This is a genomic window from Roseateles sp. (assembly GCF_052436255.1).
GTDB lineage: Bacteria > Pseudomonadota > Gammaproteobacteria > Burkholderiales > Burkholderiaceae_C > Pelomonas.
Map to the genome: position 1 here is coordinate 1 of NZ_JBQVNP010000153.1, position 12,127 is coordinate 12,127.

A 12,127-nucleotide genomic window follows, 5' to 3' on the forward strand; every position below is an offset into this window, starting at 1 on the left:
CCGCGCTGGCGCGCGCCGAACATCAGAACGAGTCACGCGGCGGCCTGGTCGTCGAGATCGTCGTGGCCGAGCCCGGCGTCGGCCGCGAGCAGGGCGAGGGCCTGTGGCGCGCACAGTTGCAGGATGCGGTCGCGCAGCAGCGCGGCCGCCTTGTCGAGTTCCCGGTGCGCGACCGCACCGGCCGCATGTTGCATCTCGAATGCCCGCTGCAGTTGCGGCTGGACGCAGACTTCCAGGCCGCCACCATCTGGCTGCCGCTGGCGGTGCGCGCGCGCATGACGGCCCAGGTCGACCTCTTCGCCATCGGCCTGGCCCTGCAGGCCATCGCGGCCGACGGCCAGGCGCGCTGCGTCAATGTAGCGCCGGCCTCGCTGGCCGACGCGGGTTTCCTGCCGCAGCTGCGCGAGCTGCTTGACCCCTCTCCGCAGATGGCGCGCTCACTGCTGCTGGACCTGAGCGAGGCCGCGGCGACCGAGCACTTCGAGCGCCTGCTGGAGTTCGGCCGCCAGCTGCGGCCGCTTGGCGTCAGGCTCGGCCTGGAGCATGCGGGCGCGGGCCTCGCTCAGGTTGATCGGCTCTACCAGGCGGGGCTGGACTACGTCAAGCTCGATGCGTCCGTGCTGCTCGGCGTGGCCGGCGAGGCAGGGCGCGCGGCGTTCGTGCGCGGCATGGTGATCATGCTGAGGAGCCTGGCGCTCAAGGTTTACGGCGAGGGTGTCGTGGATGCGATGGATGCACAGGCCTTGTGGGACTGTGAGCTCGATGGGTTGACGGGGCCGTGGGTGACGGCGGGCCCGAACCGCGCCGGGTCCTGAGCCGGCCCGGCACTCACGGCTCAGACGGTCCCTCGCCCAGCACGGGTGGTGAGATTCACCGGAACTCGTTCCCGAAGTCTGCGCGCCGAGTCGATACAGTGCGCCTCGCAACCGCTCACTACACACAAGCCCCGATGCGCCTTTCTCTCGTGACCCTCGTTTCAGTCCTTGGCTTGTGGCTGCCCGCAGCGCAGGCCAGCGATGCCGGCTGCCCGCCCGTCGTGCAGATGCCGACGGCCCAACAGCTGCAGGAGGCCCGCGCCGCCGCGAAGGATCGCGGGGCAATGTGGCGCCTGCGCAAGGACGGCCGCACGTCCTACCTCTACGGAACGGTTCATGTGGGCAAGCTCGCCTGGACGGCGCCGGGACCGCAGCTGCAGGCCGCCGTGGCCGCCACCGAGGTGATCGCCGTGGAGATCGACCCGACAGCCCCCGGCTTCATGGCCGAAGTGCAGGCCGCTCAGGCCAAGGGCGCGAAGCTGCAGCTGACCCGTGAAGAGCAGGCCCGGCTGGATGCCGAGGCCGACGCGGCTTGCCTGCCGCGCACGGCCCTCGCTGCCCTGCACCCGGTGATGCAGGCCGTCACCTATGTGTCTCTGGCCGGTCGCCGCGACGGCCTGGACCCTGCCTTTGCCCAGGAGGCTGTGCTGCTCGGTGCGGCCCAGGCGCTCAAGCGGCCGATCGTCGCCCTCGAATCCGTCGCAAGCCAGCTCGCCTTGCTGGTGCCGGCCGATGCGGGCGAAGCGCGCGCCATGCTCCAGCTGACGCTGGACGGCCTGAAGAATCAGGAAAGCCGCACCGCGCTGCGCCGCATCGGCCAGGCCTGGGAGCGCGGTGACCTGGATGCCATGGATTCGCCTGCCAAGCTTTGCGACTGCGTGCCGACCGAGCAAGAGGTGGCCCTGATGCGTCGCATGAATGATGACCGCAACCCGGGCCTGGCCGACCGCATCGCCGAGGAACATGGCAAAGGCAAGCCGGTGCTGGCTGCCGTGGGCACGCTGCACATGACCGGTCCCAAGGCCCTGCCGCGTCTGCTGCAGGAGCGCGGTTTCGAGGTCGAGCGCGTGGCCTATTGAGGTCAGGAGCCGCGCCGCCGGCTCAAATCTTCATCTCCCACCGCAGCTGCCACTGCGTATGGCTCGGCCCACCGCTTCGGCTGGTGATGATCTGCGCGTCCGTCGTGCTGATGCTGCCCGTGTAGTAGTCCAGCGGCGCCAGGTTGCTGGCCGACAGTCGCAGCGACTGCTCGGGCGTGATGTTCCACGTCGCAAAGGCGTCGGTCACGAGCTTGCGGTTCGCCGTCACCTCGGTCAACACCGACTGCTGGATGGTGGACGACGGCGTCCAGTTCAGCGATGCGCCCAGCGACACCGGCACCGAGCGCAACCGGTAGTCCAAACCCAGGTTGGCCGTCGCCTTGGGCTGGCCCTCGATGCGGTTGTTGGGCCCGGGCAGGCCGTCCACCTTGGACGTGAAGAAGCTGACGTTGCTGCGCACGTTGATGGGCAGCGTGTCCTCGAAGTATTCGTCCAGCCGGAACTTGGCCTCGAGCTCCAGGCCCATGGTGCTGGCCTTGCCGAGGTTGCGTGGCCTCGCAACCCAGCGCTGCGTCTGTGATTCGAACTCCGTGACGTTGCGGATCAGCTTGCTGATGCTGCGCGCGAAGAAGTTGGCGCTGAGCAGGCCGCCCTTTTCGAGGTATTTCTCGTAGCCGATCTCCAGGCCCGAGGCGAGTTCGGGCTTCAAGTCAGGGTTGCCGGCGCGGTCGGGCGTCGTGATGTCGTGCGGCAGGTTGCTGTTGGTGGTGCGCAGTGCGATCAGGTCGTTCAGCTGCGGGCTGCGGTAGCTGCGCGTCAGGCTCATGCGGACGGCCTCGCGGCCGCCGGCGTCGAGCTTGTAGCGTGCATGCGCCAGCGGTGAGAAGACGCTGGAGCTGTTGCTGACGCCGCCGGTCGTCCCGCGGCTTTCGGTCTTGATGCCTTCCCAGCGCAGGCCGGCGTAGAAGTCCCACTGCTTGCCGACGTTCCATTCGTCCTGCGCATAGGCCGCCAAGCGGGTCGTGGATGCATCCATGTCGTCGCCAAAGTCGCCCAGGCCCTGCTGCAGGCTGCCGTTGACCCGCGTCGTGCGAGTGGCGTGCCGGGTGCTGCCCTCGCCTTCGGCGCCAAAGACGAGGCTGTGCTCGTTCTCCAGCGTGCGCGAGAACTTGCCCACCAGGTTCCAGCTGCGGTCGCGGCTGTCGGTGCGGTCTTGCTGCAGCCGCGACGGCGTGCCGCGCAGGGTCTCCTGGCGCAGGCTGTGGCTCTCGCCGCTGGCGCCGCCCACGCCGCCGCGCAGCTCGACGCGCGTATCGGCGTGCGGCCGCAACATCCATTGCGCGTTCAGCCGCGCCATCGTGAAGCGGTTGTCTGCCTCGCTCTGCGCGCGGTCGAAGTCGCCCGACAGCGGTGAGGCGGGCGCGGGCGTGGTGGTGCGCGTGATGTCGGAGCGGCTCTGCGACTTGCTCGTCACGACGAAGGGTTGGAGGGTCAGGCTGTCCTGCCCGCCCAGCTTGATCTGCACGCGCCCGTTCAGGTTCAGGCCCTGGCGCGTGTCCTCGCTGTGGCCGCGCGTGACCTGCAGCGACTCGGCGCCGGTGGCGCGGTTCAGCCGCACGGTGTCGCTGATGACGTCGTCGCCGCGCTCGCCGCGCGACGCGTTCAGGCTGAGGGTGTAGGTGTGGCCGGCGCCGAAGCTGTCGTTGCGGCTCCAGTTGAAGTTGGGGCTGAGCTTGTCGCGCTCCATGCTGACGCCGGCGCGGAACTCGTTGAGCTTCTTCTTCAGCGGCTCGCGCAGCACCACGTTGATGGTGCCGGCGACGGCGCGTGTGCCGTACTCGGCTGTCGGCGCGCGCAGCACCTCGATACGCTCCACCTGCTCGGGCGGCAGCTGGTCCAGCGAGAAGCCGGGCGGCATGCGCTCGCCGTCGACGAGGATCTGCGTGAAGCCGCCGCCCATGCCGCGCATGCGCACGTTGCCGCCGCGGCCCGGGCGGCCACCCGTGGACACGCCGGGCAGGCGCTTGAGCACCTCGCCGACGGTGGAGTCGCCGAACTTCTCGATCTCCTCGCGCGTGATGACGATCTTGCTGGCGGTGGACGCACGGCGAATGGCGTCGTCACTGGCCGTGCCCGAGATCTCCACGCGCCTGAGCTGCTCGGCCGCCTGGGCGTGCGCCGCCGCCGGCCTGGCCGGCGGGCGCGCTGCGGCTGCCGAGGCTGCGGCAGCGGGTGGGGTGGGGGCGGTCTGTGCAAAGGCGGCCGGCAGGCCGCAGGCCACCACGGCGGCGGCGGCGGGGATTCGAAGGAGTCGCATCGCATCAGCTTGCCATGCGGTCCCGGCCCGCTTGTGGCGGGGCGGTTAACGCAAGCTTTCTTTACAGGCATGCTGCCATTCAGTCACCGGGATGACGTTTTCGGGGTGCGTGGGCATCTGCCCGGCCCGGGCCCGCGGGCAGCTACGGCAGTGCCGAGGGCCTAGACTGCTGGGCCTGTTTCCCGTGACTGAATGCCCGCCATGACCACCATCACCGAAGCCCAGCTTCAACCCCTGCTGCAAGCCGTGCTCGACCCCGGCAGCGGCCGCACGCTGGGCGAAGCCCGGGCGCTGAAGTCGGTGCGGGTGAACGGCGCCAGCGTGGCGGTCGACATCGAGCTGGGCTACCCCGCTGCCAGCCAGCATGCGGCGTTGCGCGAGGCCGTCGCCGCTGCTGCGCGCCAGCTGCCCGGCGTCGGCGAGGTCAGTGTGGGCATCAGCACCGAAGTCGTCGCTCATGCCGTGCAACGCGGTGTGCAGTTGCTGCCGGGTGTGAAGAACATCATTGCCGTCGCGTCCGGCAAGGGCGGGGTCGGCAAGAGCACCACGGCCGCCAACCTGGCCCTGGCGCTGTCGGCCGAAGGCGCGCGCGTCGGTGTGCTGGATGCCGATATCTACGGCCCCAGCCAGCCGCTGATGCTGGGCGCCCATGGCCGCCCGGATTCGCACGACGGCCAGACCATGGAGCCCCACATCGCCCACGGCCTGCAGGTCAACTCCATCGGCTTCCTCGTCGACGACGACCAGGCCATGATCTGGCGCGGCCCCATGGCCACCCAGGCGCTGGAGCAGCTGCTGCGGCAGACCAACTGGCGCGAGCTGGACTACCTCGTCATCGACCTGCCGCCTGGAACCGGTGACATCCAACTGACGCTCTCGCAGCGCGTGCCCGTCACTGGCGCCGTCATTGTCACGACGCCGCAGGACATCGCCCTCATCGACGCCAAGAAGGGCCTGAAGATGTTCGAGAAGGTGGGCATCCCCATCCTCGGCATCGTCGAGAACATGGCGGTGCACATCTGCAGCAACTGCGGCCACGCCGAGCACATCTTCGGCGCCGAGGGCGGCCAGAAGATGGCGGCGCAGTACGACACCGAGCTGCTCGCGTCGCTTCCGCTAGCCATGAGTATTCGCGCCCAGGCCGACAGCGGCAGGCCCACCGTCGCCGCCGAGCCCGACGGTGAAGTGGCCGCGCTCTACAAGGCACTGGCCCGCAAGGTCGCCGCCAAGCTCGCCGCCCAGAGCAAGGACTACTCGTCCAGGTTCCCAACCATTTCCATCTCCAAGAACAGCTGAAGTTCCATGACCCGTCTTTCCCGCCGCCTCCTCCTGGCCAGCCTTGCACTGTGCGCGACGGCCACCCAAGCCCAGCAGGTGTTGCGCGTGACCGCCATCCCCGACGAGTCGCCGACCGAGCTGTCGCGCAAGTTCGCACCGCTGGGCGCCTACCTGGAGAGCAAGCTGGGCATGAAGGTCGAGTGGACGCCGGTGACCGACTACGCCGCCGCCGTCGAGACCCTGGTCAACAAAAAGGTCGACGTGGCCTGGTTCGGCGGCTTCACCTTCGTGCAGGCCAACACGCGTTCGGGCGGCAAGGTGCTGCCGCTGGTGCAGCGCGAGGAGGACGAGAAGTTCCGCTCCGTCTTCATCACCGACGCCAAGAGCGGCATCGCCAAGCTCGAAGACCTCAAGGGCAAGACGCTGAGCTTCGGCTCGCAAAGCTCCACCTCGGGCCACCTGATGCCGCGCAGCTTCCTGCTGGGCGCCAAGGTCAACCCCGACACCGACCTCAAGCGCGTGGCCTTCAGCGGCGCCCATGATGCGACCATCGCCGCGGTGGCCAGCGGCAAGGTTGACGCCGGCGCGCTCAACATTTCGGTATGGGAGAAGTTCGTGGCCGAGAAGAAGGTCGACCCAGCTACGGTCAAGGTCTTCTTCACGACGCCGCCGTACTACGACTACAACTGGTCCGTTCATGCCGACATGCCGGAGGCCCTGCGCGAGAAGATCAAGGCCGCCTTCCTGGCGCTGGACCCGGCCACGCCGCAGGGCAAGGAAATCCTCGGCCTGCAGCGCGCGACGCGCTTCATCCCCAGCAAGCCCGAGAACTACAACGGCATCAAGGCCGCTGCCGAGAGCGCCGGGCTCCTGAAATGAGCGAGGTGCCGACCGGTCTCGACGCGCTCCTGACGCGTTACTCGGTCGGCCCCAAGCACCTCATCGAGCCGGGGCCCAGCGACGCGCAGCTCGCTCTGATGGCCCAGGCCGCCCTGCGCGCGCCCGACCACGCCGAACTGGTGCCCTACCGGTTCAAGCTGGTGCGTGGCGCTGCCAAAGAGGGCATGGCCGCCCTGTTTGCAGACGCGGCGCGCGCGGCGGGCAAGGGTGGCGAGGGCGCCGCACTGGATGTCGAGCGCGCGTTGAAACCGCCCGTCACCATCGCCGTCGTCGCGCGCATCGACGTCAGCCACCCGCTGGTGCCGGCGCATGAGCAGTGGGCGGCCGTCGGTGGCGCCGTCAGCAACTTCCTGACCGCAGCGCATCTGCTGGGCTTCGGCGGCAAGATGCTCAGCGGCGCCAAGGTGCGCGATCCGGCCATCGCCGCGGCGTTCTGCGAGCAAGGTGAGACCTTGGTCGGCTGGATCGCGCTGGGCACGCCCGCCCGCCAACCCGCCGGCCCGGCACGCAAACCCGACCCCGGGCAGGTGCTGATCGACTGGCACCCGCCTTGCAAGCCATAGTCAAATCAAGCCGGAACGAAGAGAGCCAGATGGAACTCACGCCAAGAGTTCGGCCGGTATCGCCGGCCGCACGTGCTGAACTTAAAGAATCGAGCGACGCGAGATGGAACTGACTCCACGTGAGAAGGACAAGCTGCTGCTATTTACTGCAGCGCTGCTTGCCGAGCGGCGCCGTGCGCGTGGCTTGAAGCTCAACTACCCCGAGGCCGTCGCCTTCATCAGCGCCGCCATCCTTGAGGGGGCGCGCGATGGCAAGACCGTCGCGCAGCTGATGAGTGAGGGACGCGAGATCCTGTCGCGCGACGACGTCATGGACGGCATCGCCGAGATGATCCCCGAGATCCAGGTCGAAGCCACCTTCCCGGACGGCACCAAGCTCGTCACCGTCCACCAACCCATTGCCTGAACCATGCGTGCACTTGCCCTGCTCCTGACCGCCGCCCCCGCGCTTGCCCACGAAGGCCACGGCCCCGCCGGCCCCCACCTGCACGGCTGGGACGGCTTGGCCACGCTGGCCCTCGTCGCTGCGGCGGGCGTTGCCATCTGGTGGTTCAGCAAAGGCCGCAAGTGATGATCCCCGGCGAGCTGATCACCGCCGAGGGCGAGCATGAACTCAACCCCGGCCGCCGCACGCTGACGCTCAAGGTCGCCAACACCGGCACGCGGCCCATCCAGGTCGGCTCGCACTACCACTTTGCCGAGACCAACGCGGCCCTCGGCTTCGACCGCGCGGCCGCGCGCGGCATGCGCCTGAACATCTGCAGCGGCACGGCGGTGCGCTTCGAACCGGGCCAGTCGCGCACGGTCGAACTCGTCGACCTGGGCGGTGACCGCGTCGTTCACGGCTTCCGTGGCCTGGTGCAGGGAAAACTATGAAGATTTCTCGACGCGCCTATGCCGAGATGCTCGGTCCCACCGTCGGCGACAAGTGGCGCCTGGCTGACACCGCCCTCATCATCGAGATCGAGCAAGACCTGACGCTGCGCGCCGGTGGCTACGGCGAAGAGGTCAAGTTCGGCGGTGGCAAGACCGTGCGCGACGGCATGGGCCAGTCCCAGCGCATCAACGGCCCCGGCCCCGGCGATGCCGTGGATACCGTCATCACCAACGTCGTCATCCTCGACCACTGGGGCATCGTCAAGGCCGACATCGGGCTGCGCGGATGCCGCATCGCGGCCATCGGCAAGGCCGGCAACCCCGACGTGCAGCCCGGCGTGGACATCGTCATCGGCCCGGGCACCGAGATCATTGCGGGCGAGGGCTTCATCGTCACGCCCGGCGCCATCGACACCCACATCCACTTCATCTGCCCGCAGCAGATCGAAGAGGCGCTGATGAGCGGCGTGACCACCATGATCGGTGGCGGCACCGGCCCTGCCACCGGCACGCTGGCCACCACCTGCACGCCCGGGCCTCACCACCTCACCACCATGCTGAAGGCCGCCGAGGCCTTCCCGATGAACCTCGGCTTCCTGGGCAAGGGCAACGCCAGCCGCCCCGAGGCGCTGATGCAGCAGATCGACGCCGGTGCCATCGGCCTGAAGCTGCACGAGGACTGGGGCACCACGCCCGCGGCCATCGACAACTGCCTGAACGTGGCCGAGCTGACCGACACCCAGGTCGCCATCCACACCGACACGCTCAACGAGAGCGGCTTCGTCGAGGACACGATTGCCGCCTTCAAGGGCCGCACCATCCACAGCTTCCACACCGAAGGCGCCGGCGGCGGCCATGCGCCGGACATCATGCGTGTGGTGGGCTTGCCAGAAGTGCTGCCCAGCTCCACCAACCCGACGCGCCCGTTCACCGTCAACACGCTGGACGAGCACCTGGACATGCTGATGGTCTGCCATCACCTGGATGCCGGCATTGCCGAGGACCTGGCCTTTGCCGAGAGCCGCATCCGCCGCGAGACCATCGCCGCCGAAGACATCCTGCACGACCTCGGCGCCATCAGCATGTTCTCGTCCGACTCGCAGGCCATGGGCCGCGTGGGCGAGGTCTCGCTGCGCTGCTGGCAGACCGCGCACAAGATGAAGGTGCAACGCGGGGCGCTGCCCGGTGACGGCGCGGGCAACGACAACGCCCGGGTGAAGCGCTACCTTGCCAAGCTCGCCATCAACCCCGCATTGGCCCACGGCATCAGCCACGAGGTCGGCTCCATCGAAGTCGGCAAGTGGGCCGACCTGGTGCTGTGGAAGCCCGCCTTCTTCGGCGTGAAGCCGTCGCTGATCCTCAAGGGCGGCTTCATCGCCGCTGCCGCGATGGGCGACGCGAATGCCAGCATCCCGACGCCGCAGCCGGTGCACTACCGGCCGATGTTCGGGTCATTCGGCGGCGCGCTGGCGCAGGGCTCGCTGACGTTTGTCAGCCAGTCCGGCCAGGGCAACGTCGAGAAGCTGGGCCTGGCCAAGACCCTCGTGCCGGTGAAGGGCTGCCGCTCGGTCAGGAAGGCCGACATGCTGCTCAACAACTACCTGCCGGTGATGGAGATCGACGCGCAGACGTATGAGGTGAGGGCGGACGGCGTGCTGCTGACCTGCGAGCCGGCGAAGGAGTTGCCGATGGCGCAGAGGTATTTCTTGTTCTAAGCGCGCCAACGGCATTGCATTTTTAGGTTGGGGTCCGCGTCGTTCAACCCAACTTGCCGAGCTTCAGTGCCCCTCACGCGTTGCGGGATGGAACATCAATGACGGCCGAGCAGATTGGCCAGCTGCGGGAGCGCGGCGTCGTCCGGAGAAGGCCGGCGCAGGGCCGCGCGACGCCTGTCAGCCCGTCATCATCGCCGTGTACCGCCGCTGCATCTCCTCGGGGCTGAGCTTCTCGATGGAATGCCCCAGCAGCCAGGCGTGGCCGAAGGGGTCGCGCAGGCGGCAGGAGCGTTCGCCATAGAACTGGTCGGTGGGCGGCATCATCACCGTGGCGCCGGCGGCCACGGCACGTTCGGCCATCGCGTCGGCGTTGTCGACATGCAGGTGGATGGTGCAGCCGGTGAACTGCCCGCCCTGCGGGCCGACCATGCCGTACTCGGGAAACTCGTCGCACACCATCAGCACGACGGGGCCGAGCTGCAGCTCGACGTGGCCGATGCGGCCCGAAGGCTCGACCAGGCGGAACAGCTCGGTGGCGCCGAAGGCCTGCTGGTAGAAGGCGATGGCGGCCTTGGCGTCGCGCACCATCAGATAGGGAAAGACCTCGTGGATGGCGTTCATTTCGACAACTCCTGGAGTGAGGGTGAGAGGAAATCCAACATACCCGCCTTGTCGCCCCAAAACCCTCCACTCGTCGTTGCAAATGCTCGCCGTCGCCTGAGCTACGGCTGTGCTTTGCGCCTAGATTGGGGCGCTTTGGAGCGCCCTTTCGGGCACGCCGGATTCCCTCTCAGCCTCTGAGCGGCACAGGCCGCGGTGACCGCAGCCTAGAGCGCCGGGCGGCGCGCGTATTGGATATTTTTCAGGGCGCGCCGAATGGTGGGGCGGGCTCGGGCTCGGGCACGGCCACATGCGTCGGCTGGTCGCTGCGCACCGGCCGGTAGGCGCCAGGTGCCAGGCCGGTCAGCAGCCGGAACTCGCGGATCAGGTGCGACTGGTCGGCATAGCCGCCACCTGCTGCAAGCTGCGCCCAGTCGCGCGGGCCGCAGCGCGCGAGCGTGGGCAGCAGCTCGCCCAGGCGCAGCACGCGGGCGTAGCGCTTGGGCGTCAGCCCTACGGCCTGCTCGAAGCGGTGGATGAACTGTGACGGGGTGCTGCCGCTGGCGCGCTGCACCGGTGCGACGCGGGCGGCACCGGGGTCGCGGCCGAAGGCCAGGATGGCGAACGCAGACAGAGGGTCCGGCGGTGGCGCGTGCTGCAGCCGCTGCAGCAGGTGGCCGTGCATGACCTGCAAGGCCTGCTGCGGCGACGCTGCGGCCTGCAGTCGCTCGCGCAGCGTGCGAGCCGCCGGCCCCCACAAGTCTTCGAGCAGCTCGGTGCGGTTGCGCAGCGCGCGCAGCGCGCCGCCGAAGAAGGCGGCCGCGCCGCCCGGCCGGAAGTGCACGCCGACCACGGCCGACGGGCCTTCGGTGCCGCGCAGGCCGAAGCGGTCGAAGGCGCCCTGCACGATGGCGCCGCGCAGGTGGCGGGCGGCCAGGCCCGACGCGTCGTCGTAGCGGACCAGATGATCCTGCAGCAGCGGCACCACGATGTCGGCGCAGCCGGTGGGCAGGCTGCGCTCGCGTGTGTGCGGCAGCGCGCCGCGGGCGCTGTACCACAGGCAGTCCACATGGGCGGCCAGCGGCGCGGCGGGGCGTTGGCTCAGGAACATGGCCGCGCTTGTAGCTTCGAAGGCTGGAACAAGCAAGGCGCGCCTTCGGCGCAGGCGTCATCCGGCTTGAGCTGCCGACCGGCCATTCGCCCACCCCGCCATGAAGTGCACGAGCAGCCCCACCGGCCGCCCCGTCGCGAGCGGTTGGGGCGCGGGCGTGGAGGCCGTGCCGGCGATGTCGAGGTGGGCCCAGGGCAGGCCTTCGGTGAAGCGCGACAGGAAGGCCGCGGCAATACCGGCGCAATCGTCGCGGGCGCCGATGTTGGGCAGGTCGGCGACGGGCGACTTCAGCGGCGCGTGGTACTCCTCCCACAGCGGCATCGCCCAGGCGCGGTCCCAGGCGCGGTCGCCGGCCTGCCGCAGCGCGTGCGCCAGACGCTCGTCGTTGGCGAACAGGCCGCTGGCCACCGGGCCGAGGGCGCCGACGATCGCGCCGGTGAGGGTGGCCACGTCGATGACGGCCGCCGGCTCGTAGCGCCGTGCGTAGGTGAGGGCATCGGCCAGGGCCAGGCGGCCTTCGGAATCGGTGTCGACCACCTCGACGCTCAGGCCCGACAGCGTGGTGACCACGTCGCCGGGCTTGAGCGCATTGCCGCCCGGCATGTTCTCGGCGGCCGGCACCAGGGCGACAACATTGATTGGCAGCCGCAGCACGGCGGCCGCCTGCAGCGCGCCGAGCACGCTGGCGGCGCCGCACATGTCGAACTTCATCTCCTCCATGTCGGCCGCCGCCTTGAGGGACAGGCCGCCTGCGTCGAAGGTGATGCCCTTGCCCACCAACACCAGCGGCGCGCCGCCGCCCGGCGCGCCGCGGTACTCGACGGCGATGAGCCGCGGCGGCTCGCGACTGCCGCGCGCGACGGCAAGCAGGGCGCCCATGCCCAGCCGGGCCATTTCGGGCGGGCCAAGCAC

13 protein-coding genes are annotated in these 12,127 nt (G+C 69.3%); 9 read left to right on the forward strand and 4 right to left on the reverse strand.

The window, feature by feature from the left end:
- Together ACT6S0_RS23055 and ACT6S0_RS23060 are read left to right on the forward strand one after the other, a co-directional pair.
- The coding region (locus ACT6S0_RS23055; protein ID WP_444766099.1) for an EAL domain-containing protein at positions 1 to 815 on the forward strand (815 nt) is incomplete at its 5' end.
- A gap of 134 nt (positions 816 to 949) precedes the next feature.
- Positions 950 to 1,894, forward strand: a complete 945-nt coding sequence (locus ACT6S0_RS23060; RefSeq protein ID WP_444766100.1) for a TraB/GumN family protein — start codon at positions 950 to 952, stop codon at positions 1,892 to 1,894.
- Between the two features lie 22 nt (positions 1,895 to 1,916).
- Here the strand turns inward: ACT6S0_RS23060 and ACT6S0_RS23065 are convergent, their stop codons facing one another.
- On the reverse strand, positions 1,917 to 4,172 hold the full coding sequence (locus ACT6S0_RS23065; protein ID WP_444766101.1) for a TonB-dependent receptor plug domain-containing protein: 2,256 nt from the start codon (positions 4,170 to 4,172) through the stop codon (positions 1,917 to 1,919).
- A 201-nt stretch (positions 4,173 to 4,373) separates the two neighbouring features.
- Here ACT6S0_RS23065 and apbC point away from each other — a divergent pair, with 201 nt between their 5' ends.
- From apbC to ureC, 7 genes are all read left to right on the forward strand, one after another.
- A complete protein-coding gene (gene apbC / locus ACT6S0_RS23070; RefSeq protein ID WP_444766102.1) occupies positions 4,374 to 5,468 on the forward strand; it encodes an iron-sulfur cluster carrier protein ApbC in 1,095 nt (364 codons plus the stop codon).
- Positions 5,469 to 5,474: 6 nt separating this feature from the next.
- Complete coding sequence (locus ACT6S0_RS23075) at positions 5,475 to 6,329, forward strand: putative selenate ABC transporter substrate-binding protein (RefSeq protein WP_444766103.1); 855 nt, start codon at positions 5,475 to 5,477, stop codon at positions 6,327 to 6,329.
- A 5-nt stretch (positions 6,330 to 6,334) separates the two neighbouring features.
- Positions 6,335 to 6,913, forward strand: coding sequence for a nitroreductase family protein (locus tag ACT6S0_RS23080; RefSeq protein WP_444766104.1), 579 nt, complete (start codon positions 6,335 to 6,337; stop codon positions 6,911 to 6,913).
- Between the two features lie 103 nt (positions 6,914 to 7,016).
- A complete protein-coding gene (locus ACT6S0_RS23085) occupies positions 7,017 to 7,319 on the forward strand; it encodes an urease subunit gamma (RefSeq protein WP_444766105.1) in 303 nt (100 codons plus the stop codon).
- A gap of 3 nt (positions 7,320 to 7,322) precedes the next feature.
- A complete protein-coding gene (locus ACT6S0_RS23090) occupies positions 7,323 to 7,484 on the forward strand; it encodes a hypothetical protein (RefSeq protein ID WP_444766106.1) in 162 nt (53 codons plus the stop codon).
- The gene (locus ACT6S0_RS23095) at positions 7,484 to 7,789 is read left to right on the forward strand and encodes an urease subunit beta (RefSeq protein WP_444766107.1); all 306 of its coding nucleotides are present in this window, start codon (positions 7,484 to 7,486) and stop codon (positions 7,787 to 7,789) included. Before ACT6S0_RS23090 ends, ACT6S0_RS23095 begins: the two co-directional genes overlap by 1 nt.
- Positions 7,786 to 9,504 carry an urease subunit alpha gene (gene ureC, locus ACT6S0_RS23100; RefSeq protein ID WP_444766108.1) on the forward strand — a complete coding sequence of 573 codons (1,719 nt, stop codon included), beginning with the start codon at positions 7,786 to 7,788 and terminating at the stop codon, positions 9,502 to 9,504. The genes ACT6S0_RS23095 and ureC overlap by 4 nt, the downstream gene beginning before the upstream one ends.
- A 177-nt stretch (positions 9,505 to 9,681) precedes the next feature.
- On the opposite strand, the gene ACT6S0_RS23105 is transcribed toward ureC, so the two are convergent.
- The 3 genes from ACT6S0_RS23105 to ACT6S0_RS23115 all read right to left on the reverse strand — a co-directional run.
- Complete coding sequence (locus ACT6S0_RS23105) at positions 9,682 to 10,125, reverse strand: VOC family protein (protein WP_444766109.1); 444 nt, start codon at positions 10,123 to 10,125, stop codon at positions 9,682 to 9,684.
- Between the two features lie 241 nt (positions 10,126 to 10,366).
- Positions 10,367 to 11,215 carry a DUF6597 domain-containing transcriptional factor gene (locus ACT6S0_RS23110; RefSeq protein WP_444766110.1) on the reverse strand — a complete coding sequence of 283 codons (849 nt, stop codon included), beginning with the start codon at positions 11,213 to 11,215 and terminating at the stop codon, positions 10,367 to 10,369.
- Positions 11,216 to 11,272: 57 nt separating this feature from the next.
- A partial coding sequence (locus ACT6S0_RS23115) for a leucyl aminopeptidase (RefSeq protein WP_444766111.1) occupies positions 11,273 to 12,127 on the reverse strand: 855 nt, incomplete at its 5' end.

What these genes read in the sequence shown, in the direction of transcription:
- ACT6S0_RS23095 (WP_444766107.1), top strand. Translation starts at nt 7,484, where the DNA reads ATGATCCCCGGCGAGCTGATCACCGCCGAGGGCGAGCATGAACTCAAC.
- apbC (WP_444766102.1), top strand. Translation starts at nt 4,374, where the DNA reads ATGACCACCATCACCGAAGCCCAGCTTCAACCCCTGCTGCAAGCCGTG.
- ACT6S0_RS23065 (WP_444766101.1), bottom strand. Translation starts at nt 4,172, where the DNA reads ATGCGACTCCTTCGAATCCCCGCCGCCGCCGCCGTGGTGGCCTGCGGC.
- ACT6S0_RS23110 (WP_444766110.1), bottom strand. Translation starts at nt 11,215, where the DNA reads ATGTTCCTGAGCCAACGCCCCGCCGCGCCGCTGGCCGCCCATGTGGAC.
- ACT6S0_RS23105 (WP_444766109.1), bottom strand. Translation starts at nt 10,125, where the DNA reads ATGAACGCCATCCACGAGGTCTTTCCCTATCTGATGGTGCGCGACGCC.
- ACT6S0_RS23085 (WP_444766105.1), top strand. Translation starts at nt 7,017, where the DNA reads ATGGAACTGACTCCACGTGAGAAGGACAAGCTGCTGCTATTTACTGCA.
- ACT6S0_RS23090 (WP_444766106.1), top strand. Translation starts at nt 7,323, where the DNA reads ATGCGTGCACTTGCCCTGCTCCTGACCGCCGCCCCCGCGCTTGCCCAC.
- ureC (WP_444766108.1), top strand. Translation starts at nt 7,786, where the DNA reads ATGAAGATTTCTCGACGCGCCTATGCCGAGATGCTCGGTCCCACCGTC.
- ACT6S0_RS23075 (WP_444766103.1), top strand. Translation starts at nt 5,475, where the DNA reads ATGACCCGTCTTTCCCGCCGCCTCCTCCTGGCCAGCCTTGCACTGTGC.
- ACT6S0_RS23060 (WP_444766100.1), top strand. Translation starts at nt 950, where the DNA reads ATGCGCCTTTCTCTCGTGACCCTCGTTTCAGTCCTTGGCTTGTGGCTG.